General features: G+C 73.2%; 23 protein-coding genes and 1 pseudogene. 14 read left to right on the plus strand and 10 right to left on the minus strand.

What is annotated here, in order from left to right; all coding sequences use genetic code 11:
- The first annotated feature begins 68 nt into the window (after positions 1-68).
- The 6 genes from ACIBK5_RS22810 to ACIBK5_RS22835 all read left to right on the plus strand — a co-directional run bounded on the left by ACIBK5_RS22810 (position 69) and on the right by ACIBK5_RS22835 (position 9,258).
- Positions 69-965 (plus strand): amidohydrolase family protein, encoded by an 897-nt coding sequence (locus ACIBK5_RS22810; RefSeq protein WP_399021851.1) that lies wholly within the window; start codon positions 69-71, stop codon positions 963-965.
- Positions 966-1,155: 190 nt separating this feature from the next.
- Complete coding sequence (locus ACIBK5_RS22815; RefSeq protein ID WP_399021853.1) at positions 1,156-2,853, plus strand: alpha/beta hydrolase; 1,698 nt, start codon at positions 1,156-1,158, stop codon at positions 2,851-2,853.
- A gap of 194 nt (positions 2,854-3,047) precedes the next feature.
- Entirely contained in the window at positions 3,048-4,997 is a 1,950-nt protein-coding gene (locus tag ACIBK5_RS22820) for a glycoside hydrolase family 97 catalytic domain-containing protein (protein ID WP_399021855.1), read from the plus strand.
- 111 nt (positions 4,998-5,108) lie between these two features.
- Complete coding sequence (locus tag ACIBK5_RS22825) at positions 5,109-7,415, plus strand: MMPL family transporter (RefSeq protein WP_399021857.1); 2,307 nt, start codon at positions 5,109-5,111, stop codon at positions 7,413-7,415.
- 5 nt (positions 7,416-7,420) lie between these two features.
- Positions 7,421-8,623, plus strand: a complete 1,203-nt coding sequence (locus ACIBK5_RS22830; RefSeq protein WP_399021858.1) for a sensor histidine kinase — start codon at positions 7,421-7,423, stop codon at positions 8,621-8,623.
- Positions 8,620-9,258 carry a response regulator gene (locus tag ACIBK5_RS22835; protein ID WP_399021860.1) on the plus strand — a complete coding sequence of 213 codons (639 nt, stop codon included), beginning with the start codon at positions 8,620-8,622 and terminating at the stop codon, positions 9,256-9,258. Before ACIBK5_RS22830 ends, ACIBK5_RS22835 begins: the two co-directional genes overlap by 4 nt.
- 4 nt (positions 9,259-9,262) lie before the next feature.
- Here the strand turns inward: ACIBK5_RS22835 and ACIBK5_RS22840 are convergent, their stop codons facing one another.
- The 4 genes from ACIBK5_RS22840 to ACIBK5_RS22855 form a co-directional block, all read right to left on the minus strand.
- Positions 9,263-10,531, minus strand: coding sequence for a VWA-like domain-containing protein (locus ACIBK5_RS22840; RefSeq protein ID WP_399021861.1), 1,269 nt, complete (start codon positions 10,529-10,531; stop codon positions 9,263-9,265).
- A complete protein-coding gene (locus ACIBK5_RS22845) occupies positions 10,528-11,757 on the minus strand; it encodes an AAA family ATPase (protein WP_399021863.1) in 1,230 nt (409 codons plus the stop codon). The genes ACIBK5_RS22840 and ACIBK5_RS22845 overlap by 4 nt, the downstream gene beginning before the upstream one ends.
- Before the next feature lie 95 nt (positions 11,758-11,852).
- Positions 11,853-13,199: a hypothetical protein gene (locus tag ACIBK5_RS22850; RefSeq protein ID WP_399021865.1), complete on the minus strand. Its 1,347-nt coding sequence runs from the start codon at positions 13,197-13,199 to the stop codon at positions 11,853-11,855.
- Between the two features lie 109 nt (positions 13,200-13,308).
- Positions 13,309-14,484, minus strand: coding sequence for an NAD(P)/FAD-dependent oxidoreductase (locus tag ACIBK5_RS22855; protein WP_399021867.1), 1,176 nt, complete (start codon positions 14,482-14,484; stop codon positions 13,309-13,311).
- A gap of 194 nt (positions 14,485-14,678) precedes the next feature.
- On the opposite strand from ACIBK5_RS22855, the gene ACIBK5_RS22860 reads away from it, so the two are divergent.
- The 4 genes from ACIBK5_RS22860 to ACIBK5_RS22875 are packed head-to-tail and all read left to right on the plus strand — an operon-like array spanning position 14,679 to position 16,753.
- Positions 14,679-15,077: a sortase-dependent protein gene (locus ACIBK5_RS22860; RefSeq protein WP_399021869.1), complete on the plus strand. Its 399-nt coding sequence runs from the start codon at positions 14,679-14,681 to the stop codon at positions 15,075-15,077.
- The gene (locus ACIBK5_RS22865; RefSeq protein WP_399021871.1) at positions 15,074-15,772 is read left to right on the plus strand and encodes a class F sortase; all 699 of its coding nucleotides are present in this window, start codon (positions 15,074-15,076) and stop codon (positions 15,770-15,772) included. The genes ACIBK5_RS22860 and ACIBK5_RS22865 overlap by 4 nt, the downstream gene beginning before the upstream one ends.
- A complete protein-coding gene (locus ACIBK5_RS22870) occupies positions 15,769-16,260 on the plus strand; it encodes an RNA polymerase sigma factor (protein ID WP_031113208.1) in 492 nt (163 codons plus the stop codon). Before ACIBK5_RS22865 ends, ACIBK5_RS22870 begins: the two co-directional genes overlap by 4 nt.
- Positions 16,244-16,753 (plus strand): hypothetical protein, encoded by a 510-nt coding sequence (locus ACIBK5_RS22875; RefSeq protein WP_399021873.1) that lies wholly within the window; start codon positions 16,244-16,246, stop codon positions 16,751-16,753. The genes ACIBK5_RS22870 and ACIBK5_RS22875 overlap by 17 nt, the downstream gene beginning before the upstream one ends.
- Here the strand turns inward: ACIBK5_RS22875 and ACIBK5_RS22880 are convergent.
- Positions 16,726-17,001 (minus strand): annotated as a pseudogene (locus ACIBK5_RS22880) (SAM-dependent methyltransferase); the annotation flags it as partial. The gene ACIBK5_RS22875 and the pseudogene ACIBK5_RS22880 overlap by 28 nt on opposite strands.
- A 23-nt stretch (positions 17,002-17,024) precedes the next feature.
- On the opposite strand from ACIBK5_RS22880, the gene ACIBK5_RS22885 reads away from it, so the two are divergent.
- The gene (locus ACIBK5_RS22885) at positions 17,025-17,261 is read left to right on the plus strand and encodes a hypothetical protein (RefSeq protein WP_399021875.1); all 237 of its coding nucleotides are present in this window, start codon (positions 17,025-17,027) and stop codon (positions 17,259-17,261) included.
- Between the two features lie 169 nt (positions 17,262-17,430).
- Complete coding sequence (locus tag ACIBK5_RS22890; RefSeq protein ID WP_399021877.1) at positions 17,431-18,861, plus strand: alpha/beta hydrolase; 1,431 nt, start codon at positions 17,431-17,433, stop codon at positions 18,859-18,861.
- Here the strand turns inward: ACIBK5_RS22890 and ACIBK5_RS22895 are convergent.
- The 4 genes from ACIBK5_RS22895 to ACIBK5_RS22910 form a co-directional block, all read right to left on the minus strand.
- On the minus strand, positions 18,858-19,535 hold the full coding sequence (locus tag ACIBK5_RS22895; protein ID WP_399021879.1) for a DUF4328 domain-containing protein: 678 nt from the start codon (positions 19,533-19,535) through the stop codon (positions 18,858-18,860). The two genes, ACIBK5_RS22890 and ACIBK5_RS22895, sit on opposite strands and share 4 nt — an antisense overlap.
- 65 nt (positions 19,536-19,600) lie before the next feature.
- Entirely contained in the window at positions 19,601-19,963 is a 363-nt protein-coding gene (locus tag ACIBK5_RS22900) for a DUF952 domain-containing protein (RefSeq protein ID WP_399021881.1), read from the minus strand.
- Positions 19,964-20,019: 56 nt separating this feature from the next.
- Positions 20,020-20,985: a class A beta-lactamase gene (gene bla / locus ACIBK5_RS22905; protein ID WP_399021883.1), complete on the minus strand. Its 966-nt coding sequence runs from the start codon at positions 20,983-20,985 to the stop codon at positions 20,020-20,022.
- A 14-nt stretch (positions 20,986-20,999) separates the two neighbouring features.
- Complete coding sequence (locus ACIBK5_RS22910; RefSeq protein ID WP_399021885.1) at positions 21,000-22,637, minus strand: penicillin-binding transpeptidase domain-containing protein; 1,638 nt, start codon at positions 22,635-22,637, stop codon at positions 21,000-21,002.
- A gap of 85 nt (positions 22,638-22,722) precedes the next feature.
- Between ACIBK5_RS22910 and ACIBK5_RS22915 the strand changes: the two genes are divergently transcribed.
- Together ACIBK5_RS22915 and ACIBK5_RS22920 are read left to right on the plus strand one after the other, a co-directional pair.
- Positions 22,723-23,724, plus strand: a complete 1,002-nt coding sequence (locus ACIBK5_RS22915) for a LysR substrate-binding domain-containing protein (protein ID WP_399021886.1) — start codon at positions 22,723-22,725, stop codon at positions 23,722-23,724.
- Entirely contained in the window at positions 23,721-24,605 is an 885-nt protein-coding gene (locus ACIBK5_RS22920; protein WP_399021888.1) for a serine hydrolase, read from the plus strand. Before ACIBK5_RS22915 ends, ACIBK5_RS22920 begins: the two co-directional genes overlap by 4 nt.
- Before the next feature lie 235 nt (positions 24,606-24,840).
- Here ACIBK5_RS22920 and ACIBK5_RS22925 read toward each other — a convergent pair whose 3' ends face one another.
- Entirely contained in the window at positions 24,841-25,407 is a 567-nt protein-coding gene (locus ACIBK5_RS22925; protein ID WP_399021890.1) for a tellurite resistance TerB family protein, read from the minus strand.
- Between the last annotated feature and the right edge of the window lie 104 nt (positions 25,408-25,511).

The following is a 25,511-nucleotide window of genomic DNA, read 5'->3' on the forward strand; positions in this document are numbered from 1 at the left end:
GGATCCCTCACACCCCCTTCGCGCAAGCCCCTGGCCCCGCCACCCCGCCCGCCCCGATCGTGGGCACCATGAACGATCACGGTGACGGGCCCCTCAAGCGCGACGAGATCCGCCGTTTCTGGGGCCGGCTCGGGCTCCCCGGTCTCGTGGACGTGCACACGCACTTCATGCCCGAGCGGGTCCTGCGCAAGGTCTGGGAGTACTTCGACGGGTTGGGACCGCTCACCGGTGGGCTGGAGTGGCCGATCACCTATCGGGAGGAGGAGGCCGAACGGGCGCGGATACTGCGGGAGTTCGGCGTGCGCGCCTTCACCGCGATGCTCTATCCGCACAAGCCCGGCATGGCCCCCTGGCTGAACGGCTGGGCGGTGGACTTCGCGCGTCGTACGCCCGACTGCCTGCACACCGCGACCCTCTTCCCCGAGCCGGGGGTCGAGGCGTATGTCCGGGAGGCCATCGAGGCGGGGGCGCGGGTCTTCAAGGCGCATGTGCAGGTGGGGGCGTACGACCCGGCCGACGAACTGCTGCAACCGGCGTGGGGAGTGCTGGCCGAGGCCGGTATCCCCGTGGTGATCCACTGCGGCTCCGGGCCCGCGCCCGGCAAGCACACCGGGCCCGAGCCGATCGCCCGGGTGCTGGCGAACCACCCCCGGCTGCGGCTGATCGTCGCGCACATGGGGATGCCCGAGTACGAGGAGTTCCTCGACCTCGCCGAGCGGTACGGGGAGGTTCGGCTGGACACGACGATGGCGTTCACCGACTTCAGCGAGCGGTTCGCGCCGTTCCCCGGCCGTGCCCTGACCCGGCTGGCCGGGCTCGGCGACCGGATCCTGCTCGGCTCCGACTTTCCCAACATTCCCTATCCGTACGTGCACCAGCTCCAGGCTCTGGAGCGGCTGGGACTCGGGGACGAGTGGCTGCGGGCCGTGTGCCACGACAACGGGGCGAAGCTCTTCAACCTGTGAGGCCCGGATCTCGGGTGAACAACGCCGCAACTACCGCCGGGTATTGGAGAGATCGCGTAAGAAGACACCCACAAGGGGGCCCGCGAGGTCACTCCCGCTCCCTTTCCCCTCCCGAGTGAGCTAGAAACTTCAACGAACCGGGCCGTACCAAGGGGCGCGGCCCGGCACTCGTGCCCGAGGGGAACACACAGTGACCACACCAGCTCACGGATCCGGCCGGTCCGCCTCCGGCTCCGGCTCCGGCTCCGGCACCGGCTCCGGCACCGGCACCCGCGCACGCAGACGCCTCCCGCGTCTGAGGATCGCCCTCGCCGCGGCCGTCTCCTTCGCCGTCGCCGGGACCGCCGCCCAGGTGATGGCGGCCCAGCCGGACGAGACCGGCAAGCCGGCCGTGCCGGCCCTCGCCTGGTCCGACTGCCAGGACGGCTTCGAGTGCGCGAACGCCGACGTGCCGCTGGACTACGGCGATCCGCAGGGCAGGACCATCACCCTCGCGGTCATCCGCAAGAAGGCCCCGGACCAGGCCAAGAAGAAGGGCACCCTCTTCCTCCAGCCCGGCGGGCCCGGCAACTCCGGCGTGGACTTCGTGCGCGGGAACTACGCCGAGCTGCCGGCCTCCCTGCGCGACTCCTTCGACGTCTTCGGGTACGACGTACGCGGCGTCGGGCGCAGTTCACAGGTCCAGTGCTGGGACGACCCGACGTACACCAAGGCCATCACCGCGGCCAAGGGCGTCCCCGGCCCGGACGCCTACGAGCCCGCCGTGCGCCAGGCCGCCGAGTTCGACCAGGCCTGCCAGGACAACGCCGGCGACCTGCTGCCGTACGTCGGCACCGAGTACGTCGCCCGCGACATCGACCTGCTGCGCCAGGCCCTCGGTGAGGATCAACTGACGTACTACGGGCGGTCGTTCGGCTCCTACATAGGTACCGTCTACGCCGCCCTGTTCCCCGACCGGGTGCGCGCCCTCGCGCTGGACGGCGCCTACGACCCCGAGCACTACGCGAACCAGCCGTACGCCTACGACCGGCCCCAGTACCTGGCCCTGGACGGCGCGATGAGCCGCTTCCTCGACTGGTGCAAGGCGGACCAGGCCACCTGCGGGTTCGGCGACGGCGACCCCCGGGCCGCGTTCGAGAAGCTCAAGGCCGACCTCGACGCCGACCCCGTACCGACCGCGAACGGCGGGCAGGCCAACGGCTACACCCTCGTCTACCGCATCCTGTTCAACATCAACGAGGGCAAGGTCATCTGGCCCTCCCTCGGCGAGGCCCTGCACAAGGCCCAGCAGCGCGACAACACCTCGTTCCTGCTCCGGCCGCCGTCCGCGGCCAGCTACGACTTCCTCAACCCGAACGTCGTCGTCGAGTGCGTCGACAAGGCCTACCCGCGTGACCCGGCGCTGCTGAAGCGGAAGGTGACCTCCTTCGCCAAAGCCGCGCCGCTGCTCGGCCCGGCCCTCGCCTACGGCCCGCCGCTCTACGACCACCAGCACGCCACCGCCTGCGCCCAGTGGCAGGGCGAGCAGGTCAGCCGCTACGACGGTTCCTTCCGCGCGAAGGGCTCCGCGCCGATCCTGGTCGTCGGCAACACCGGCGACCCGGACACCCCGTACCAGGACGCGGTGGCCCTGTCCCGGGAGCTGGACAACGGCCGGCTGCTCACCTTCGAGGCCGAGGGGCACACCGCGTTCGGGCGCAGCGCCTGCGCGACGGACGCCGTCACGAGCTACCTGGTGGACCTGAAGGTCCCGGCGCGCGGCACGACCTGCGCGGACGAGACCCAGCCGCCGTCCTCCACACCGAAGGTGGCCCCGCCCGGCACGACCCTCGGCGAACTCCGCAACGGCGTCAACGACCGGCTCGACCGCCTCGGCGTCCTGCGCTGACCGCTGACCGCTGACCGCCGACCGACCGCTCCACGGCACCCCGGGTGCCGGGCCGTACCAGGCCCGGCACCCGGGGTGTTCGCGTATCCGGTGGTCCCGGACTCTTGACCCGCCCGCGCGGCGGCGCGTACAACTGCACTCGCCAGTGACAGAAAACGGTTACTACCTTATTACTGCAAGGGGAAGGTCCCTCCATGAGAGCTTCGGGAGAACGGGCCCGCCGGGAGGTGCTCAAGGGCGCGGCCGCCGGTGCCGGGCTGGCCGTGGCGGGCGTCGCCACCGCGCGCCCCGCACACGCCACCGGCAGCCGACCGGACCGCCCGGAGAGCGTGACCGCCCGCATGGGCAGCACCTCCATCACCCTGTCGGTCAGCACCCACGGGGTCCTCCAGTGGTCCGCCCGGCGCGACGGCCGGACAGTGATCGGCACCTCCGCCCTCGGCATCAGGCTCGGCGACGGCACCGTCCTGGGCAGTGACGTCAGGGTGACCGGAAGGCGGTACCGCACCCGCCGCTCCACCTGGACCCCGGTCTACGGACGCGACGCGAGCGTCACCGACCACTACCAGGAGCACCGCTGGGACTTGAAGGACAAGGGCACGGGCAGCCGCTTCGCCGTCGAGGTCCGTGCCTACCGGACCGGCGTCGCTCTGCGCTACCTCCTCCTCGACCACGGCACCGCTACCACCGCCACCATCACCGACGAGCTGACGACCTTCGTCTTCCCGGACGGCACCACCGTCTACAGCGCCCGTGACGAGAACGCCTACGAGCCGGTGGCCCCGGGTTCCATACCCGTCACCGGCACCGCCACGACGGACAACGGTCCGCTCACCGACCTCCCCCTGACCGCCACGCTCCCGGGCGGTCTCATCGCGTGCGTCTGCGAGTCGGCGCGGGTCGACTACCCCCGGCTCATGCTCAGTTCGGTCGACGGTGAGCCGAACACCCTCTCCGCCTTCCTCATGGAGCACACCGCCCGGGGCACCGGCCCGGTGGAGACGGCCTCCACCGTGGCCACGCCCTTCGCCACGCCGTGGCGGGCCGTCGTCATCGGCGCCACCCACGCCGAACTCGTCGACAACGCCGAGCTGGTGCTGAACCTGGCTCCGCCGAACGCCCTCCCCGACCCCTCCTGGATCAAGCCCGGGAAGGTCTTCCGCTGCGAACTCACCACCGCGGCCGGACTCGCGGGCGTCGACTTCGCCGTGGCCCGAGAACTGGAGTACATCGAGTACGACGCCGGCTGGTACGGCCCGGAGTTCACCACGCCCGACGCGACCACCCCGATCCCCGCCATCGACCTGCCGTCGGTCATCTCGTACGCCACGAGCAAGGGCATCGGAGTCTTCCTCTACGTCAACCGGCTGGCGCTGACCGACGCGGACTCCCTCTTCGGCCTCTACAGGAGCTGGGGCGTGCGGGGCATCAAGCTCGGGTTCATCAACGACGGCACCCAGTCGATGACCGGCCAGATCATCGACTGGGCGAAGACGGCCGCGAGATACGAGCTGCTGATCGACATGCACGACGACGTCCGGCCCTTCGGCTACGAGCGGACGTACCCGAACTGGATCAGCCTGGAGGGCGTGCGCGGCAACGAGCAGTTCCCGACCGCCACGCACAATGTGACGCTGCCGTTCGCCCGCAACGTCGGCGGCCCGATGGACTACACGATCTGCTACGGCCAGTCCCGCGACAAGACCACCAACGCCCACCAGATGGCCATGGCCGCCGTCTACTACCAGCCGCTCAACTTCCTCTTCTGGTACGACAAGCCGTCCAAGTACGGCAACCCGGCGAACTGGCCGGGCCTGCCCTGGTTCAACGCCGTCCCCACGACCTGGGACGAGAGCCGCACGCTGGCCGGCTCGATCGGCGAGTACGTCGCCGTCGCCCGGCGCGACGGCTCCACCTGGTACCTGGGCGCGATGACGAACGAGTCGTCCAGGACGCTGTCCCTGCCGCTGTCCTTCCTCGGGCGCGGTACGTACACGGCGACGGTCTACGCCGACGGCACCCCGGGCGCGAGCCCGTACCAGACCGCGGTCGTGGTCGGCACCCGGACCGTGACCCGGGCCGACACCCTCGACGTGGCGATGGCACCGGCGGGCGGCCAGGCGGTCGTGTTGAGGGCCGTCTGAGGCCGAGGGGCGTGGGGTTTTCCCCAGGGGCCGGGTCCACCGACCGGTGGACGGCAGGTTCAACCGAGTACCTCTGTCCGGCAACTGCCCTGTTCAGCAACGCTTTTGGGCATGAATTCATTGACTGTGCGCGTGGCGCGCTGGAGTGCGCGGCACCCCTGGCGGGCGATCGTCGGCTGGCTGGTGTTCGTGGCGCTGTGTCTGGGCGTCGGCGGTGCCGTCGGCACGAACAGTGCGAAGACGGCGGACTACCGGGTCGGTGAGGCCGGGCGGGCCGAGGCCCTCGCCGCCGAGGCCCAGCTGGAGCGCAGGGCCGCCGAGCAGGTGCTGATCTCCTCCCGTTCGGGCGGTGCCCTCGACCAGGGCGCCGCCCGGGACGCCGCGGAGGATCTCACCGAGCGGATGCGGCGACTGCCGGAAGTGGCGGGCGTGGCCGACCCGTTGTGGTCCGGTGATCGCCGGATCCTGATGGTCGAGGTGGCGCTGAAGGGCGAGGAGCGGGACGCCAAGGACAAGGTCGACGCGCTCGTGGCGCAGACCGACGCGGTGCGCGAGGGCCACCCCGGACTGCTGCTGGAGCAGACCGGGAGTCCGTCCGTCAGCAAGGGAGTCGACCAGCAGCGCAGTGACGATCTGGCGCTGTCCGAGGCGATCACCCTGCCCGTCACCCTCCTCACACTGCTGGTCGTGTTCGGGTCGGTGACCATGGCCGGGGTGCCGTTGTTGCTGGCGCTGTCGTCGATCGCGGCGGCGGTGGGCCTGTCGATGGTCGTCTCACATGTGTCGCCCGACGCCGGGATCGGGACGAACGTCATCCTGATGATCGGCCTGGCGGTCGGCGTCGACTACACGCTCTTCTATCTCAAGCGCGAGCGGGAGGAACGGGCCCGCTCCGGCGGGCGGCTCTCCTCCGAGGCACTGGTGGAGCTGGCCGCCGCGACCTCGGGCCGGGCGGTGGTGGTCTCCGGGATGGCGGTGATCGCCTCCACGGCGACGCTGTATCTCGCCTCCGACGTGATCTTCTCGTCCCTCGCGACCGGCACGATCGTGGTCGTCCTGGTGGCGGTGGCGAGTTCGCTGACGGCCCTGCCCGCGCTGCTCGTCAAGCTCGGGAAGCGGGCGGAGCGCCGGGCGCGGCGGCGGGCCGAGCGCGGAAAGGCCGTACGCCGGGTGCGGGATGAGCGGGGCGGCGGCCGGGTGTGGAGCGCCCTGCTGCGTCCCGCGGCCCGGCATCCCCTGACCACCCTGTGCGTCTCGGTCCTCGCCCTGCTCGCCCTCGTCGTACCGCTGGCAGGGTTGAAGATCACCGAGATGAGCCGGGACACGCACTCCCGCGACATCCCGGCGATGCGGGTGTACGACCGGCTCAACGAGGCGTTCCCGGAGCAGCGGGTCACCCATCAGGTCGTCGTGCGGGCCGCTGCCGCGCGGTCGGCGGAGGTCGTCGCCGCGCTGGAGGAGGTGGCCGGGCGCGCGGAGGAGGACCGGCTGTTCACCGGGGCGTCGCGGATCCGGACCTCGGCCGACGACCGCACCAGCACCAGCACCAGCACCAGCACCAGCACCAGCACCAGCACCAGCACCCTCGAACTGAAGGTGCCGTACCTCGGCAACTCCGAGGAGGCGTACGACTCCCTCGACCGGCTCCGGGACGACTTCCTGCCCGCGACCGTGGGCCGGATCGGCGGCGCCGAGTACGGCGTGAGCGGGGACGTCGCCCGCTACGCCGACTATCCCGCCCACCAGAACGGCAAACTGCCTCTGGTCCTGGGCGCGTTGCTGCTGGTGACGTTCGCGATGACCGTGTACGCCTTCCGCTCGGTCGTGCTCGGGCTGCTCGGCGTCGTCCTGAACCTGCTGTCCGCGGCGGCGGCCCTGGGGCTGCTGGTGCTGGTCTTCCAGGGGACATGGGCGGAGGGCCCGCTGGACTTCACCTCCACCGGCTCGATCGGCTCACGCGTCCCGCTGTTCCTCTTCGTGATCCTCTTCGGACTGTCGATGGACTACCAGGTGTTCGTCGTCAGCCGGATCAGGGAGGCGGCGCTCGCGGGCGTGCCCACGCGGCAGGCGGTGCTGGACGGGATCCGTTCCTCGGCGAGCGTGGTGACCAGTGCCGCGGTCGTGATGACGACGGTGTTCGCCAGCTTCGTCTTCCTGCACATCATCGAGATGAAGCAGATCGGCTTCGTGCTGGCGGCGGCCGTGCTGATCGACGCGTTCGTGGTCCGGGTGATGATCCTGCCGGCGGCGATGCTGCTGCTGGGCGAGTCGAGCTGGTGGCCCTCGCGCGCGGTGCGGCGGGCGCTCGCCGTCGCGGAGAGCGGCCCGGGGAACGTGCCGCAGGACGTGTCGCAGAACGCGGCGGAGAACGTCCCGGAGAAAAGGTCCTCCTCCCGTCCGGGGGTCGACGTACGTTGATCGGCATGACCGCATCCGCCGGCTCCACCGCCGACGCCTTCTGGACCACGACGCTGCGCCGCTGGAACGCGGTGTGCTGGGTGCTGTTCGCCGTGATGGCCGTCGGTCTCGCCGCCATCGACCGGCCCGGTGGGAGCAAGTACGCGGCGCTGCTCCTGCTGGGCGCGGTGGTGGTGTCCTACGCGGTCCTGTACCGCTTCCCGGCCAATCCCGTCGTACGGCCGCACGTGTATCTGTCGGTGCTGGTGGTCGCACTGGGCGGGCTGGCCTATCTGCGGAACAACTACGCGGCCCTGTTCATGGTGACGCTGCCGCACTACTGGCTGTTCGGGCGGACGCCGAGGGCCTCGGTGGTGTTCCTGGGGCTCGCCACGGCCGCGACCCTGGCCGCGAGCGTGCTGCGGCACGGCTGGACGGTGGAGTTCTTCACCGAGATCCTCGTCTCCACGGTGCTCGTGGTCGCCGTGGGTGGGCTGATCGGGCTGTGGGCGCACTCGGTGGTCGGGCAGAGCGCCGAGCGGGCCCGGCTCATCACCGAACTGGAGGAGACCCAGGCCCGGTTGGCCGAGGCGCATCAGCGGCAGGGTGCGGCGGACGAGCGGGAGCGGCTGGCGCGGGACATCCACGACACCCTCGCCCAGGGCTTCGCCTCGATCATCGTGCTCGCCGAGGCGGCCCGGGCCGGGCTCGGTTCCGAACCGGCCCGCAGCGCCCAGCAGTTGCGGTCGATCGAGTCCACCGCCCGGGAGAACCTCGCCGAGGCACGGGAGCTGGTCGGCTCGCCCCAGCGCCCCGGCCAGGTGGCGGCGGGTTCGGTGGCCCAGACCCTGCGCCGCACCCTGGACCGCTTCGCCGAGGACACCGGCCTCACCGTCGACGCCGAGCTGGCGGACCTGGAGTGCGACCAGCAGACCCGGATCGCGCTGCTGCGCTGCACCCAGGAATCGCTGGCCAACGTACGCAAGCACGCCCGCGCCTCCACGGTCGGCGTGGTGCTGGCCCGGCAGCCGGACGGGGTGGAGCTCGAGATCACCGATGACGGGGGCGGGTTCGTGGTGGCGGAGTCGTCGGGGTTTGGACTGGATGGCATGCGGAAGCGGCTGGCGGAGTTGGGCGGGAGGCTGACGGTGACGAGTTCGGTGGGGGACGGGACGCGGGTGCTGGCGCTGATGCCCCTGACGGCCGAAGCGGGAGAGGCCTCCGCATGACCGACGGACCGCTGCGCATCATCGTGGTCGACGACCACACCGTCATGCGGGCCGGAGTGGTGGCCCTGCTCGCCTCCGAGTCCGGCATCGAGATCGTCGGCGAGGCGGGCGACGGCCGCGCGGCCCTCGGCCTCGTCGAGCGCCACGCGCCCGATGTCGCCCTGGTCGACCTGCGGATGCCCGTGCTGGACGGCGTGGCGACCACGACCGAGATCGTGACGCGCTTCCCCCGCACCCGGGTGCTGATCCTGACGACGTACGACACGGACGCGGAGATCGAGCGCGCGGTGGAGGCCGGGGCGATCGGCTACCTCCTCAAGGACACCACGCGTGAGCAGCTGGCCGACGCGATCCACGCGGCGGCGCGCGGCGAGACCGTCCTGGCCCCCCGCGTCGCCGAGCGCCTCGTCGCCCGTATGCGCCGGCCCGCCCAGATCCCCCTTACGGCCCGCGAGGCGGACGTCCTGAACGCGGTCGCGGACGGACTGACCAACGCCGAGATCGGCCGTCGGCTCGTCATCGCCGAGGCCACGGTGAAGACGCATCTGCTACGGCTGTTCGCCAAGCTCGACGTCAGCGACCGGACGAGGGCGGTGGTGGTGGCGATGGAACGGGGGCTGCTGCACCGGCCCTGAGCCGTCACGAGCCGATGTCCACGACCCGGGCCCAGTCCGGTGGCGCGTCCGGGACGTACTCCGGGTTGGACTCGCCGTGGTGCTGGTCGTCGTAGGACTGGGCCTCGTAGCGGCGTGGGAAGAGGCCCACGACCGTGCGGCACGGAGGCCGGGTGCTCGGCCAGGGCGTCTGGCCGTCGGTGAGGGCCACGATGACGTCCGGGGCCGGGCGGGAGCGCAGGGCGCGGGTGAAGCCGGCGCGGAGGTCCGTGCCGCCGCCGCCCGTCAGCGGGATGCCCTCGGCGCGGCAGAGGCGGCGGGCGAGACCGGCCGAGGCGTCGCAGGGGACGACGGTGACAAGGTCGCGGCGTCCGCCCACGGCCCGGGCGATCTCGGCGACCTCCAGGAGCGCGCTGCCGAGTTCGGCGTCGCTGACCGAGCCGGAGGTGTCGATGATGACGGAGACCCGGGGCGGGCGGCGGCGGAGACTGGGCAGGACGATGCCGGGGATCGCGGTCGAGCGCCGGGCGGGCCGGCCGTAGGTGTAGTCCTCGCCCGCGCCGGGGCCGGACGCGGCCGAGCGCACCGCCGCGCCCAGCAACTCCCGCCAGGGCTGGGGTGGGTGGAAGGCCTCCTCGGCCCAGCGCCGCCAGCCCTGCGGGGCGCTGCCCGGGCGGCCGGTGATGCCCTGCGCCACCCGGAAGCGGACCGCGTCCCGCTCCTGCTCGCTCAGGCCGTGCGCGCCGTCCGGGCCGAACTCCCACTCCCGGCCCCGGCCGTCGGCGCCGCTGCCGCAGTCCAGCCAGGCCAGGTCCTGCATGCGCGGGCCGATGCTGAACTGGCGCAGGTACTCCTCCATCAACTCGCCCTCCGCCAGGCCCAGATCACCCGGCTCGACGGCTCCCTCGGGGCGGGCCAGACCGTCGCCGTAGACGTCGTCGTTGATCTCGAAGTCCGCGGCGATGTTCATCCGCAACCGCTCCCCCGGCCCGCTCAGCCCTCGTTCCCGGGCGACCCGGTCGCTGCGGCCGTGGTGGTCGCGCAGCAGGTGCGACACCTCGTGCACCCATACTCCGGCCAGTTCCTCGACGGGCGTACGGTCCACGAACACCGGCGAGACGTAGCACCGCCAGTGCCGGTCGACGCCCATCGTGGGCACCCGGCGCGACTCCACGACATGCAGGGCGAACAGGGCCGTAGCGAGGTAGGGGCGGACGCGGGCGGCGTGCAGGCGGGCCGTGAAGAGCTTGTCCCGGTCGAGGGTGCCGGTCGCGCCGGCGAGGTCCGTCGTCATCGGCCCGCCTTCGACGCCGCCTTGGCCCGGTCCGCCCTCCGCGACAGCGTCACCACCCCTGCCAGGCGCTCGATCGCCGCCGGTACGTCCCAGTCCTCCCGGCGCAGTGCGGCGAGCGTGGTCGCGGGGACGACCACGACGTCCGGGGGCCCGCTCTCCACCGCCTTGACCAGCAGGGCCCACGCCGCGTCCCAGCGGGGCCGCTCCGGGCGGCCGCGGACCGCGGCCACGACGGCGTCCAGCGCGGCCTGGCGCAGATCGCCCCGCTCGGGCAGGACCGCTCCGGCCGGGTCGGCCAGCAGGGTCTCGGGGTCCGGGAGGTCCATCCGGTCCAGGCTCGCCAGCAGTTCGAGTCCCGGCCCGTCCCCTACGGTGCCCCGCACCAGCAGAGACAGCACGTCACGGGAGGAGCCGGCCGCGGTGGCGAAGGCGATGAGGTGCAGCGTCATCTCCCAGCTGCGGGGCGACGGCCAGGCCCCGCCCCTGCGGGTCTCTCCGCTGGGCAGCCGGTGCACGAGCCCGGGGCGTGCGGTGAGCAGCTCGCACACGGCACGGCGGGCGAAGGCCACGGCCTCCGGCAGCTTCCCCGGGTCGAGCCGGGGCAGGGTCGCCCGGGGCCAGGTCCCGCCGAGGCCCCGGACGACGACGTCGGTGTCGTGCGCCCACTGGAGGTGGACGAAGCGGTTGGCGAGCGGCGGGCTCAGTTCCCAGCCGTCGGCGGCCGAGGAACGCGGGTTGGCGGCGGCCACGATCCGCACTCCGGGCGGCAGCCGCAGCGCGCCGATCCGCCGCTCCAGCACGAGCCGGAGCAGGGCGGCCTGGACGGCGGGCGGCGCGGTGGAGAGTTCGTCGAGGAACAGCAGTCCCCGGCCGGCCCGCACCAGGCGTACGGCCCAGTCCGGCGGGGCCAGGGGCACGCCCTGTTCCGCGGGGTCGTCGCCGACGATCGGCAGCCCCGAGAAGTCGGACGGCTCGTGCACGCTCGCGATCACCGTGGTCAGCGGCAGGTCCAGGGCGTCGGCGAGCTGGTTCAGGGCGGCCGTCTTGCCGATGCCCGGCTCTCCCCACAGCAGCACGGGCAGATCCGCGGCCACGGCCAGGGTCAGGGCTTCCAGTTGGGTGTCGGGGCGGGGTTCGGTGGTGGCGTCGCGCAGGAGGGTCAGCAGGTCGGCGGCGACGTCGAGTCGGGCGGTGGTGTCGGCCAGGGGCGTGCTGCGTGTGGGCATGTGTGATCACCTGTGGGTCTGGAGGGTCCTGAAGGGCGGGCGGGGCGAGGTCACATATGGCGAGGTCACATGTGGCGAGGTCACATGTGGGGAGGTCACATGTGGCGGGGGCGCGGGCCGTGGTCGCGGGAGCGGCGGCGGTCCCAGGGGCGCAGGCTGCCGGGCGAGGGCCCGTCCAGGCCCGTCCGGAACAGCCCGTAGTCGATCCGCCGCCGCGCCGCCGTCTCCAGCGCGTCCCGCAGCGGGCCGTCGCGCAGCACCGCTTCGGGGCCCAGCAGGCTCTCCACGGCGGCCAGTGCCCCGGTGACGTCGCCGTGCCGGAGGCGTTCCCGCACGCCGGTGAGGCAGTCGGGGCGGCGGTGTGCGCGGTCGATGGCCTGGAGACAGGGCAGGGGTGGTCCGCCCAGGGCGGCCAGCAGTTCCTCGCGCCGGATCTCGTCCGGGTCGTGGTCCAGTGCGGCCAGGGAGCCGTCGACCAGGCCGATGGTGTGGCGGGCGCCCCTGCACTCCACCTGCCGTGGATCACCCGTCTCGTCCGGCGCCCCGAAGGTGCCGGTCCGCTCCGCCCCCAGCGCCGAGGCGACCAGCGGATGCAGCCGCCCGGGATCGATCGCCCCGGCCCGGAGCAGCTCCAGGTCGGGCAGCACCCAGGTCGCCGCGTCGGGCAGGACGGGCAGTGCGGGGTCCGGGGCGTGCGACGTCACCACCGGGGTGCCGTCGGACACGTCCAGGACGAGCCGGTCGCGCGCCCCGAGCCGGACACCGACCCTGCCGGCCGGCCGCCCCTCGGCACGCAGCAGGATCTCCGCCTCGGCCGCCCACCGGTCGACGGCGCAGCGATGGCCGTACGGCAGCGGCCCGGGCGCCGGACGACCGTCCGTGGCGGGAGGATCCGCCCCCGCCCGCACCCGCAGCTCGCCCACCCGGCGCGCATCCCACAGATGCCGGTGCAGGTCGAGACGGAACCGTCTGCTGGGGCGGGGATGCGGATGGCGCCGGTCGGCCGTGTCCGACGCGTCCCACAGGGCGAGGCTGAGCCGCTGACCGGCGTCGGCCCAGGCCGGTGGGGTCCGCACCACGAGCTGCTGCGGTGCGGGGCCTGTGGTGTCGTACCGGGCCAGCCCGATCGTCAGCCCCGGCCGCAGCAGCCCGTCGGGGGCGATCCTCGGCAGGTGCCAGCGCAGCAGGTCGGGCGCCAGGTGACGGAGGTCGGCGCGGAGCCGGGCGGCGAGTTCTCTGCCGTGGGCCCGGGCCACGGCGCGTGGCTGGAGGTCTACGTCGATACCGGCGGCGGCGCACGCACCCGCCCAGTCGCCGGCCTGCCGCCGGGCGGTCGCGGTCTCGATCATGGAGGGCGGCACGGCGAACTCGCGCACGCGCGGCCAGAAGGAAAGCGGGCTTGAGGAAAGCGGGGAGTCCCCGTTCGCGAGGTCGGTGAGCATCAGCACTCACCTGGCGCGGACGGGACCCCCGATCTGTTCTCGGAGTGAGTCGTCATCGCGACGGATGCTAACGGCCCTTGCCCGCCCGCGCGACGGAATATCCCACGCCTCACACCACGTGCGACTCGGGCCGGATCCCCGCCCCCGTCCGGAAGCGGTCGGCGCTGAGCGGGCCCACGTCGACGCAGGGCGTCCGGTCCAGGTACAGGTCGCGCACGATCTCCCCGACCGCCGGGGCCTGGAGGAAGCCGTGGCCGGAGAAGCCGGTGGCGTAGAGGAAGTTGGCGATCTCGCCGGAGCGGCCGATGAGCGCGTTGTGGTCGGGGGTGACCTCGTAGAGCCCGGCCCAGCCGCCCGCCGTCTCCATGCCGGCGAGGCCGGGGGCTCGGTGGCGTACGACGTCGCGGAAGAGCTCCAGCCACCCGGGGGTCCAGGTGGTGTCGAAGCCGTCCGGCTCGGCGGGGTCGGCCAGGCCGAACAGCAGCCCGTCGTCGCTGTTGTGGAAGTACGCCGAGGACGAGAAGTCGATGGTGAAGGGGATGCGCGGGGCGGGGGGTGTGAGCGGGACGGTGAAGGCCAGTTGGCGGCGGACCGGCCGGACGGGGAGGTGAACGCCGGCCAGGTCGCCGATCCGTGCCGACCAGGCGCCGGCGGCGCAGACGACCGTGGCGCAGTCGATCCGCCCGCGGTCGGTGTGGACGGCCGTGACCCGGTCGCCGCGGGTGTCGAGGCCGGTGACGGCGGTGTGGGTCGCGAGGACGGCGCCGGCCCGGGCCGCCGCACGCGCGTAGCCCTGGACGACCAGGGCGGGCCGGGCATGACCGTCGGCGGGTGAGTGGGCGGCGGCCACCAGCCCGTCGGTGCTGACGTAGGGGCACAGGCGGCGGGCCTCGTCGGGGTCGGTCATGCGGCTGGGGAGGCCGAGGGAGTTCTGCAGCCGGACGGCGGCCTCGAAGTCGGCGGCCTGCCGTTCGGTGGTGAGCAGGAAGAGATAGCCGACGGTCTCGAGGCGGATGTCGGCGCCGGGGCGGTCGGGGAAGTCCCGGAAGGCGCGCAGGCTCCGGTCGCCCAGTTCGATGTTGAGCGGGTCGGAGAAGTGCGCCCGTACGCCGCCGATCGGTTTGCCCGAGCTGCCGCGGCCCAGCTCGCCGCGCTCCACGACGACGATGTTCCGCACTCCTGCCTCGGCCAGGTGGAAGGCGATGCTCGTGCCCATCACACCGCCGCCGATGATCACGACGTCGGCGGTGCGGGGGACGATGGGGAGGACGGATGAGGAGGTCAACGGGCCATCCCTTCGCAGTCGTTCCAGTCCACTACGCGGCACCTTCCAGGTCAACCACCCGCCCCCTCGCACACCCTCGGCGGACTTTGCCATCTCTTTACAACCCGCCCCGCGGCTGCCTCGTCTCTCCGCACGACCCGTCACCCACCCCGCCGACCGACCATCGGGCGGGACCGACGAAGGAGAGCGATTCCATGCGCCGAACCGTCCTGAGCGCCCTGGCCCTCGCGGGCACCGCCGTACTGCTGGGCACCGGGCCCGCGTTCGCCGACGGCGGGAGCACCCCGAGCCCGGTCCCGTCAGCCACCCCGCCCAGCAGCGCCCGGCCCGCCCCGTCCGAGGCGACGGACAGCGCCGAACCGACCCGGGCACCTGAAGCCACCCCTCCGGCCCCGAAGCCGGAACCGACCCGGGCACCGGCCGAGGACCAGGTCTCGGTCCGGCCGAGCGGCGCGCCCGACACCGGTGTGACGCCGGCGTCCTCGTCCTCCGGGAGCGACGGCACGGTGATCGGCGCGGGTGCCGCAGCGGCCTTCGCGCTGGGCGGCGGAACGGTCTTCGTCGTACGCCGCCGCCGGGCGACCGGGGCATGACCGCGTTCTCCAGGCGCGCGTTCACGACCGCGGCACTGGCGTCGCTGCTGACGGCCTGCGGGGGCCACCAGACGCCCGAACGGCGGCCGGAGCCGCGGGCGGTTCCCGCCGAGGGGACGGTTCCCGCCGAGGGGACGGTTCCCGCCGAGGGGACGGTTCCCGCCGAGGGGGCGGTTCCGGCCGAGGGGACGGTTCCGGCCAAGGGGGCGCGTCCCCTGGCCCGTTCCGCTCCGGTCCGGCTGCTGATCCCGGCCATCGGCGTCGACACGCCGGTCATCCGGCTGGGCCTGGCACCGGACGGCACGGTCGAGGTCCCGCCCGTCACGGCGGACGACCGGGCCGGCTGGTACCGGCACTCGCCGGCCCCCGGCCGGACCGGGCCGTCGGTGATCCTCGGTCATGTCACGGTCGGGAAGTACGGCGACGGCGTCTTCCGCCGTCTCGACCGGCTGCGCCGGGGCGACCGGATCGTGGCGCGCCTGGAGAACGGCACGGCGGCGGAGTTCGCCGTCACGGACGTACGGACCACCCCGAAAACCGACTTCCCTGCGGACGACGTCTACGGGAACGTGAACCGCCCGGAGCTGCGGCTGATCACGTGCGGCGGAGCGCGCACCGGCGACGGATACGCGGACAACGTGATCGTCTTCGCCGCGCTGAGCGGCGCCGAGTCCCCGACCCCTGGAGAGCGTTGAAACGGTCCCGCGAGAAGGCCGCGTCCGAACTGTTCGCCGCCCTCTACCCGCGCCTCGCCGGCTGGTGCCGCCGGCTCGTCGACGACGACGGGACGGCCCACGAGATCGCCTCGGAGGCGTTCACCCGGCTCTGGGCCCGCTGGACGTCCGTGGAGGAGCCCCGCGGCTTCCTCTACGTCACCGCGGCCAACCTCGTCCGGGACCACTGGCGCAAACTGGAGCGCGAGCGCCGGGCCATGCACCGCGTCACCTCGGAAGCCGCCGTACGGCCCCACCCCGAGCAGGCCGACCCCTCGGTACGGCTGCTCGTCCAGTCGCTCCCGGAGCGACTGCGCGTGCCGATCCTCCTCCACTACTACGCTGACATGCCGATCCGGGAGGTGTCCGCACTGACCGGGCGCAAGGAAGGAACCGTCAAGGCCGACCTGCACGCGGCCCGGGAACTGCTCCGCGTCCACCTGAGGAGAAGCCTTGACCACACGCCTTGACGACGTCCCGGGCGACCCGGAGTACGGCTCCGACGACCCGCTCGCCGTGATCCTGCGTCCCTCCTCCCCGGACTACCTGGGCGCACCGCCCGGCCAGTACGAGGCGATCCGCCGCAGGGCGACCCGGCGCCGCCTCCTGCGCACCGCGGCCGGAGCCGGCGTGTGCTGTGCCGTGGCGGCCCTCATCGCACTCCCCCTGCGCTTCGCTGCTCCGGACCGCCCCGCCTCCCCGACGGTCCCGATGGCCCCGCCGCCCGCGACGACGCCCCTTCCCACTCCTCCGCCCTCCTCTCCCTCCCCATCCCCCTCGGCGCCGTCCTCCGCCTTCGAAGCGCCGACCCCCACCTCGACCGGCCCGCGCACGGACAACCCCCGCGACACCACGCGCCCGACGGCCGTGCCCCGCACCCCGTCGGCCACACCGACCCCGGCGCGGGACGTCCCCTCGGCCCGGCCGAGCACGGTTCAGAGGTCGGCCACCAGCAGCCGGTAACCCACGTCGAAGGCATCGCGCGTGAGCAGCCCGGCGTGCCGGGTCCGCCAACGGCCGCTCGCCAGGTCGTCCGCGAGCCGGGCAAGCCCGGGGGCGAGGACATCGTCGCCGGGCTGCGCGAGCATGGAGATCCCCGCGCGCACCCGGGGGTCGAGGTAGGCGTGAGGGCGGCGCCAGTAGGCGGCGGCGAAGCCGTCCGTGCAGTCGTGGGGAACCGGGACCGGCTCCTGTCGCGCCCCGCCGAGCACGGGACGGCGCGGTCGACGCCGCCATGGCCGTGCTGACCGTGCACCACTGGTCCGACCCGGCGGCCGGCATCAGGGAACTGTGCCGGGTGGCCCGTCGCCGCGTGGTCGACCTGCCGGAGGCCGCCGCCTTCGACGACACCCGCGCCGTCCCCGTGGACCGGCTGGCCCGCCTCGGGGCCGGACCGGTGCGGCGAGACGTCTCCGAAGCAGTAGGGGGCAACCCCGAGGCCTTGTCCGTGCGTTCCCCGGTCCGTCCCTGATCCGGGCCGGGGAGCGTTGTGGTGCCGTCGGACCGGCTGCCACGCTCGTCGCGGGAGTGGCCACTCCTGTTTCCGTGCTCGCATGGCCGACAGGAGGAACTCCGTGCGTTCGTTGTCGAGAGGGTTGGCCGGAGCGCTCTTAGCGGGGGCGCTGTTGTCGGGGGGAGGTGTGGCGGAGGCCGATACCCGCACGAACTCGCCGACGGTGATCGACTGGAAGCCGTGCCCCGATCACGACACGGCCGAGTGCGGGACGCTGCGGCTGCCGGTGGACCGGTCCCGGCCGGAGGGCGAGACGTTCGATCTGGCGGTGGCCCGCCGCAAGGCGACCGACCCGGACCGCAGAGTCGGCGTCCTCCTGGTCAACCCGGGAGGTCCGGGCGACTCCGGCGTCAACTACACGCTGACGCGGGCCGAGGCCCAGCTCAGTGCCGAACTGCGGTCCAGGTTCGACATCGTCGGCTTCGATCCGCGGGGCGTGGGCGGCAGCCGGCCGGTGATGTGCTCGAAGAAGCTGCTGGACGCGGGGCCGTCCGTGTATCCGCGCGACCAGCGGGAGTTCGAGCGGCTGGCGGCCTACAACCGCGAGCTGCGCGAGGACTGCCGCCGCCACACCGGCCCGCTCTTCGACCACGCCGACACGCTGGCCGTCGTCCATGACATGGAGGCCCTGCGCAAGGCGCTGGGCGAGCGGAGGATCAGCTTCTTCGGCCACTCCTACGGCACGCTGATCGGCGAGCAGTACGCGGAGCTGTACTGCGACCGGATCCGTGCCATGTCCCTCACCGCGAACATCGACCACAGCATCACCGGCGCCCGGGAGTTCCTCGTCTCCTCGGCGACGTCCGCCGAGGACTCCTGGCACCGGTTCGTGAAGTGGTGCGACCGTGCGCGCTCGTGCGCCCTGCACGGGCGCGACGTCCCGGCCGTCTGGGACGGACTGCTGGAGCGGGCCGACCGGGGCGGGATACGGGACCCGGAGCAGCCGGGCCGGACTCTCGACGCGAACGGGATCGCTCTGCGCGTCTTCAGGATGTTCTACGGACCGGACTGGGCCGAGGCGGCGACGTTCGTGGCGCGGCTCGACGCGCAGCGGCCGGAGGCACGGCACGCGGCGGCCGTCCCGGCCGAGGCGCCGGAAGCCGATGAGCCACTCGAGGCGCAGCCCCTCTTCGCGGTGTTCTGCCAGGACTGGCGGTTCCGGCCGCGCGACCACCGGGAGTTCGCGCGCCTGACCGCGGCCGAGCGTCAGGCGGCACCGCACATGCGAGGCTCGCCCCGCGTGCACGCCGCACTGGCCGGATGTGTCGGCTGGCCGGAGCGGGTGAACAACCCGCAGCACGATCTGCGCCTCACCAAGGCCCCGAAGCTGCTGCTGATGCACTCCCGGCACGACCCGGCCAACCCCCTCTCCTGGGCGGCCGAGGTACGCCGGCAGACCCGGGGCAGGGCCGTCCTGCTGACGTACGAGGGCGCGGGACACCGCGTCTACGACCGCAGCGACTGCACCCGCGACGCGATGGACGGCTACCTCGTCGCCCTGAAGGTCCCGCGCGACGGCGGCACCTGCGCCGCGGCCGACCCGGCCACCGGAGACTAGGAGTCGGTCCGCGCGGCCTCGTCGACGCGCTCCTGCTGCGCCGCGGTGAGGGTGCGGACCATGAGGGCGGCGGTCCCGGCCGCGGCCACGATCACCAGGTCGGCGGCGAGCAGGGGCCAGACGCCGGTGTAGGCGCGGGCGATGACCTCGTCGGTGGAGTCGGCGTAGATCAGGCCGACTCCGCCGGCCAGGCCGGCCAGCCACAGGCCCCACCACCAGTTCACGACGGCGGGCAGCCGACGGTCGGGGAAGACCGACCGGTGGACGTCCGCGACCATGCCCCTGGGTATCCACAGGTTCGCGATGGGCACGATCCAGCCCAGGAAGAGCCAGAGGTAGTGGTAGCGCGGCTCCGCGCCCGAGAGGGCCCGGGCGTTGTCCCGTACGCGGTCCAGCCAGAGCAGGAACACGAGCGCGCAGCCCACCGTGACGGCGCTGCCGGCGGAGTCGACCAAGTGGTAGGAGTTCTCCAGGGCGTTCAGGGGGCGGTGTACGCCGTCGCCCTGGTCGGGCGGGCCGGACGCCGGCTGGCCGGCCATGGCGAGCCGGATGTGCCAGAGGGCCCGGACCGCCCAGGCCAGTCCGGCGAGGGCGAGAGCGACGACGGCGAGGTTGGCCGCGCCTTGGACCGGGCGCAGGGCGGAGGGCGGGAGGGTGGATTCCTTTCCGTTCACCCGGTCATCCTGTCGTACTGGATCACTCGGGCAGCCGGGATATCTGTCCCACTCAGTCCGCCAACTCAGTCCCGTCGGCTCAGTCCCGCTGCCCGGCCCTCCTCGTCCCACCGCACCTCGAGGACGTGGTCGACGGCGTCCCGGTCGAGCGGGCCGAACACGTGCGGGAACAGGACGTCTCCGGCGACCCCGGGCGGCGGGGCGGGTGCCGCCGCCTCGAACGCCACCCGCGCGGTGAGGCGCGCCTCGTCGAGGGCGAGCACCAGCAGCGGCCTGGGCGCGTCCCGGTAGAAGGCGTTGACGACGGCCAGCGTGGCCGGCTCGTCCGGGGAGCAGTGCACGAAGCCCTCGTCGGCGAGGGAGTCGGGCGCGTACGTCGGGCCGGGGGCGGTGTTCCAGACGGTGAGCGGTACGACGTGATAGATCATGGCCCCCGTTATAGCCCTTCAGGGTTTCAGGTCCGCGATGGTCCGTTGTAGACCCCTCAGGGTTTCAGGGCGGCGACGGTCCTCCGGGTCGCCTCGGCGATGAGGGCGTCCGAGGGCTCGGCCGTGTAGCCGGGCCGGTCGGTCATGACGGCCAGGACGAGCGGATCGGTGCGGGGCGGCCGGACGATCGCGATGTCGTTGGCCCTGCCGTAGTTGCCCGTGCCGGTCTTGTCGGCCACCTCCCAGCCCTTGGGGAGCCCGGCCCGGATGCGCCGGGCGCCGACCTCGGTGGCGTTGCGCGAGAGCCAGTCCGTGAGCAGGGCGCGTTCGCCGGCGGGCAGGGCGGTGCCCAGGAGCAGCGCGCGGAAGTCGGTGGCGATCGCCCGGGGGGTGGTGGTGTCGCTGGGGTCGTCGGGTCGTACGTCGTGCAGTTCGGGCTCGTAGTGGTCCATGCGGCTGACCCGGTCGCCGAGTCCGCGCAGATAGGCGGTGAGCTTCGCCGGGCCGCCGAGGTCGCGCATCAGCAGGTTCCCGGCGGTGCCGTCGCTGTACCGGACGGCGGCGTCGCAGAGTTGGCGGAGGGTCATGCCGGTCGCTACGTGCTTCCCGGTGATCGGCGACGTGGACTTGAGGTCGGCCCGTGTGTAGGTGATGCGCCGGTCCAGGCCCTTCAGGGAGCCGTGGTGCAGGACCGCCGCCGCGGCCAGTGCCTTGAAGGTCGAGCAGAAGGCGAAGCGCTCGTCGGCGCGGTGGATCACGGTGGCGCCGGTGCCGGTGTCGAGGGCGTAGACACCGACGCGGGCGCCGAACTCGCGCTCCAGATCCGCCAGTCGGGGACGGTGGACGGGAGGTGCGGGGGCGGGCGGGGCGGTCGTGGACGTGCTGCCGGCCCGGCCTGTGTCCCGGCCTGTGTCCCGGCCACCCGCCCGGTCGTCGTCCGTGCCGCAGCCGGCCAGGGGGAGGAGGGCCGCGGCGGCCAGGAAGGCGCGGCGGGTCGACGGGGAAGGTCCATGCGCGGACATGCGGGGTTCTCCTGTCACTCGGGGTCGTCGGAGGCGGCGGCCAGCAGGCTGTGGACGATCGGCCCGGCGGAGCCGCCGCCGGTGACGCCCTCCTCCACGACGCAGGCCACGGCGACGTTGCCGCGGTGGGCGACGAGCCAGCCGTTGTTGTCCTGCGCGTCGGAGACCTCGGCGGTGCCGGTCTTGGCGCCGATCTCACCGGGCAGATCGGAGAGGACCTTCGCGGTGCCGCCGGTGACGGTCGCCCGCAGCATCGCGCGCAGCTCGGTGACGACATCCCGTGGGAGCGGGGTCGTGGTGGTCTTGTCCTCGTTGCCGTCGGTGAGCGAGGGCTGGTGGAAGGTGCCGGACACCGCCGTCGCGGTCACGGACGCCATGAGCAGCGGATTGGCCTGCACCCGGCCCTGCCCGATCATCGAGGCGGCCTTCTCCGTGTCGTCCTTCGGCGCCGGCACCGAGCCGTCGTACGTGGGTGCCCCGACGTGCCATTCCTGGCCCACGCCGAAGTACTTACGGGCGACATCCCCGAGTTCCCCGTCGTAGAGCCGGTCGCGCAGGCTGATGAAGGCGGTGTTGCACGACTCGGTGAAGTCCTTGCGGAAGGTGGCGCCCGGGTGCTGGGAGAGCTCCACGTTCTGGAACCGCTTCCCCACCGTGAGGTACTTGGGGCACTCGACCACGTCGTCCGGCTTGACGGCGTCCTTGAGCAGCAGGGCGCTGGTGGTGACGATCTTCCAGGTGGAGCCGGGCGCGTAGGTGCCGGAGAGGGCGCGGTTGAAGCCGGAGGCCGGGGAGTTCGCCACGGCCAGGATCTCGCCGTCGTCGATGCGCAGGGCGACGAGCGCGGCGTTCTTGCCCTCGGCGTGGGTGGCGAGGGCCTGCTCGGCGGCGGACTGCCAGCCGGCGTGCAGGGTCGTGCGGACGGGGCCCTTGTCCCGGACCGTGCGCGCGCCGAACACGGCCTCCGTGCGCTCTACGTCCCCGGTGGCCCGGTCGACCAGGTGGATCGCGCCGCGCGCGCCGGAGTCCGTGCCGTTTTTGCCGAGGCGGGTCATGAGGGGTGCGAGGGAGGGGAGTTCGTCACCGGACAGGGCCGTCCCCTGGCGGTCGACGGCCTCGGGGGGCTTCGTCTCCTCCCGTTCGAGGCGGAACTTCTCGGTGCCGCTCAGCCGCGGGTGGACGACGGACAGCGTCCAGTGCACCCTCCAGGTGCCGTCGCTCCGCTGACGCAGCGGCAGCTTCGACTCGTAGCTCCACGTGCCCAGGCCGGTGACGGGCATCCGTGCGGTGAACGGGACGGTGACCGTGCCGTCCTCCGCCTCGGTCGCGGCCCCGGCTCTGAGCGCGGGCTCGGTGATCTCCAGTCCGGCGGTGAAGCTGTCCAGCACGCGCTGTGCCGGACCGGGGCTGGTGGTGCGGGCGGCCGCGCTCGGCAGCCGGCCGGCGGCCCAGTCGGCGAGGAACGCGCGGGCCTGTTTCCCGGCGGCGGGGTCGGGGCCGGTGTCTCGTGCGAAGGGACCGAGACCGGCCGCGTACGCCCCGCCCGCGGCGACGGCCAGCACCACCGCTCCCGCGGTGACGGCCCGGACGGCGTTGCGGCGCCGTCTGCGGTCCCGGTGGGAGCGGCTGGTGTATTCGGCAAGGGAGTCCATGCGCCGAGAACAGCAGCGCCGTGGGCAACCTGTCCAAGACCTTTATCGATCTCGCATCGATCAATACCGGATATGGTTACTGTTCGTGGACCTGGTGCGGCACCTGGAGTGCTTCGTGGCTGTTGCCGAAGAGTCACACTTCGGCCGTGCCGCGGCCCGCCTGGGCATGGCCCAGCCACCGCTCTCGCAGCGCGTCCAGCGGCTGGAGAGACATCTGGGCGTCCGGCTCTTCGAACGCACGAGCCGGCAGGTGACCATCACCGAGGCCGGGGCTCTGCTGCTGCCCGAGGCACGGGAACTGCTCGCCCGCTCCGAGGCGCTCATGGCCACCGCACGCCGTATCCGCGACGGCGAGACCGGCCTGCTGCGGGCCGCGCTGCCGCCCGACATATCCGGCGACACCGTCGCCGCGCTGCTGGCGGGCTTCGCCGGCGCCGGTAGCGCCGGTGTGGAACTGGAGCTGCACGAGCTGCCCACCGCTCAGCAACTGGAGCGGTTCGCCGCGCACGAGCTGGACGTCGGGCTCATCCACCACCCCTGTGACGTCTCCGGCCTTGAGCTGGGCCCGGTGCTCCGCCGCGAACTGGGCGTACTGCTGCCCCGCGACGCGGCGGCGGCCGGGCTCGACGAGGTCCCCCTCGCCTCCCTCACCGGCTACGACCTGATCCTCTTCCCCCGCACGGGCGCCCCCGCGGTCTACGACGACCTGCTGACCACCTGCGCCCGCAACGGCTACACCCCACCCGCCGTACGGCACGCCCAGGGCGCCAGCTTCGTCCGCGGACTGGTCCTGTCGGCGGAGGCGGTGTCCTTCAGCCCCCGGGACGCGCACGGCCCCGGGGAGAGCGGCGCGGACCCTGACGAGGGCCGTCGCGGAGGACCGGCCGCGGGTGTCGTCTGGCGTCCGCTCACCGGGGCGCCGCTGGCCCTGCGGCACTCCGTCGCCTGGCCCGGCGGACGCGGTGACGCCGCCGTGGCCGCCTTCGCCGAGGCCGCCACGCGCGCACTGCGCACCACCGCCGGCGCGACGCCCGACCTGCCCTCCCGCCCGCTCCATCTGCGCCCGGCCTCGGAGTACTGGCTGTGAACCCTCCCCCCGACCCCCTCGCCCGCATCCAGGCCGCCTTCGCCGACGCCGGGGTCACCGGCCGGCTGCACGCCGTCGACATCGACTCCGGTGCCCAGCTCGACGCCGGGGCGGACCAGCCGGTCTGCACCGCCAGCGTCCACAAGCTGTGTGTGCTCGTCACGCTCCACGAGCAGGCCGCGGCGGGGATCCTGGACCTCACCGAACAGGTCGAGTGCCCGCCGGAGGGCCGCACCACCGGGCCGACGGGGCTCGCCGCGATGCTCGACGGCGCCCGGCTGTCCCTGCGGGACCTCGCCTATCTGATGATGTCCGTGAGCGACAACGCCGCCGCCGATCTGCTGCTGGAGCGCGTGGGTCTCGACGCCGTCAACCGCACCACGGCCCGGCTGGGCCTCACCCGCACCCATGCCGTGCACTCCTTCGGCGAGCTCCTCGCCACCATCAAGGAGGACGCCGGCCCCGGGGGCGCGCGGGCGCTGGCCGACCCGCTCGTCGTCACCCGGCTGCGGGCGCTCGACCCGGCCCGCACCAACCGCAGCACCCCGCGCGACATGACACGCCTGCTCGGCGCGGTCTGGCGCGACGAGGCGTGCACGCCCGAGCACGGCGCGGCCGTCCGCCGCGTCCTCGCGCTTCAGGTGTGGCCGCACAGGATGGCCTCCGGCTTCCCCTTCGACGACGTCCATGTGGCGGGCAAGACGGGGAGCCTGCCGACCGTGCGCAACGAGGTGGGCGTCGTCGAGTACCCCGACGGGGGGCGCTACGCCGTCGCCGTCTTCACACGCACGGCCCGCACCTCCGCGCTGCTGCCCGCGGCCGACGCCGTCATCGGCACGGCGGCCCGCCTGGCCGTGGACGCGCTGCGCGCTGCCAGGTAGCCGACGGGGCCGCCATGCCGGTTCGCCTCATCGCCCGGTTCGCCTCATCGCCCGGTTTGCCGGGCGTCGGTACACCGGGCCGCCGGTACGCCGGGGTCACCAGTACGCCGGTGCACCGGGTCGCCAGCACCCGCGCCGCCGGTAGGCCGGGCCGCCGTACGCCAGTCCGGCCGGTCGGCCCCTCGGCCCGTCGGCCCCTCGGCCCGTCGGCCCGTCGGTCAGAGCCGGAACTCCGTCAGAGCTGGAACTCGGCCGGAGACACCCCCAGCGCCGCGCAGGCCTCGCGCAGGACCGTCGCCTCGGCCTGGGAGAAGTGGCCGTCGGCCCCGGCGATGACCATGCCGGTCTGGATCACGGCCCGGGCCTCGGTGGGCTTCTTGGCGGCCTTGGCGATCTCCTGCATCGCCTCGGTCTTGCCGTGCTGGAAGTTCATCGTCAGCTGGTCGACATGCTTGTTGAAGCGCTGGCGCAGCTGCTCCGGCGGGAAGTTCTGCAGCACGTCGTTGCTGAGGATCATCGACTCGACCTGCTGCCGCTCGGACGGGTCCACCTGCCCGTCGGCCGCCGCGACCAGGGCACACATCGCCATGCTCGCGTCCCGGTACGCACCGCTCTTCAGCTCGTTCTTCAGCGACCCGAGCTGCGTCTTGAACAGCCCGACCAGCTGGGCCTTGCTGCCACCGCCGGACCGCGAGCCGGAGCTGTGCCCGCCGGTCGCGCCGTGGCCACCGGTCGAACCGTGCCCGCTCTGGTTCTGCTGGAAGGCCTTGGCCTGGTCCTTGAGCTTGTCCCACACTGCCATTGAGTCACCTCGGTATTAGTCGGAGTCATCTCACGAACCCGCTCCCGCGCGCTCACCGGGTCAACGCCCGACCCGCGGGCAAAGGTTCCGCAAAACGCCCCTTC

Source organism: Streptomyces sp. NPDC050546, from assembly GCF_044457425.1.
In the GTDB taxonomy this organism is placed as follows: Bacteria; Actinomycetota; Actinomycetes; order Streptomycetales; family Streptomycetaceae; genus Streptomyces.

Excerpts from the sequence above, each read along its gene's own strand:
- ACIBK5_RS22860 (WP_399021869.1), top strand. The coding sequence starts at position 14,679 with ATGCGCCGAACCGTCCTGAGCGCCCTGGCCCTCGCGGGCACCGCCGTA.
- ACIBK5_RS22865 (WP_399021871.1), top strand. The coding sequence starts at position 15,074 with ATGACCGCGTTCTCCAGGCGCGCGTTCACGACCGCGGCACTGGCGTCG.
- ACIBK5_RS22825 (WP_399021857.1), top strand. The coding sequence starts at position 5,109 with ATGAATTCATTGACTGTGCGCGTGGCGCGCTGGAGTGCGCGGCACCCC.
- ACIBK5_RS22835 (WP_399021860.1), top strand. The coding sequence starts at position 8,620 with ATGACCGACGGACCGCTGCGCATCATCGTGGTCGACGACCACACCGTC.
- ACIBK5_RS22845 (WP_399021863.1), bottom strand. The coding sequence starts at position 11,757 with ATGCCCACACGCAGCACGCCCCTGGCCGACACCACCGCCCGACTCGAC.
- ACIBK5_RS22850 (WP_399021865.1), bottom strand. The coding sequence starts at position 13,199 with ATGCTCACCGACCTCGCGAACGGGGACTCCCCGCTTTCCTCAAGCCCG.
- ACIBK5_RS22820 (WP_399021855.1), top strand. The coding sequence starts at position 3,048 with ATGAGAGCTTCGGGAGAACGGGCCCGCCGGGAGGTGCTCAAGGGCGCG.
- ACIBK5_RS22910 (WP_399021885.1), bottom strand. The coding sequence starts at position 22,637 with ATGGACTCCCTTGCCGAATACACCAGCCGCTCCCACCGGGACCGCAGA.
- ACIBK5_RS22900 (WP_399021881.1), bottom strand. The coding sequence starts at position 19,963 with ATGATCTATCACGTCGTACCGCTCACCGTCTGGAACACCGCCCCCGGC.
- ACIBK5_RS22925 (WP_399021890.1), bottom strand. The coding sequence starts at position 25,407 with ATGGCAGTGTGGGACAAGCTCAAGGACCAGGCCAAGGCCTTCCAGCAG.
- ACIBK5_RS22840 (WP_399021861.1), bottom strand. The coding sequence starts at position 10,531 with ATGACGACGGACCTCGCCGGCGCGACCGGCACCCTCGACCGGGACAAG.
- bla (WP_399021883.1), bottom strand. The coding sequence starts at position 20,985 with ATGTCCGCGCATGGACCTTCCCCGTCGACCCGCCGCGCCTTCCTGGCC.
- ACIBK5_RS22830 (WP_399021858.1), top strand. The coding sequence starts at position 7,421 with ATGACCGCATCCGCCGGCTCCACCGCCGACGCCTTCTGGACCACGACG.
- ACIBK5_RS22885 (WP_399021875.1), top strand. The coding sequence starts at position 17,025 with ATGGCCGTGCTGACCGTGCACCACTGGTCCGACCCGGCGGCCGGCATC.
- ACIBK5_RS22810 (WP_399021851.1), top strand. The coding sequence starts at position 69 with ATGAACGATCACGGTGACGGGCCCCTCAAGCGCGACGAGATCCGCCGT.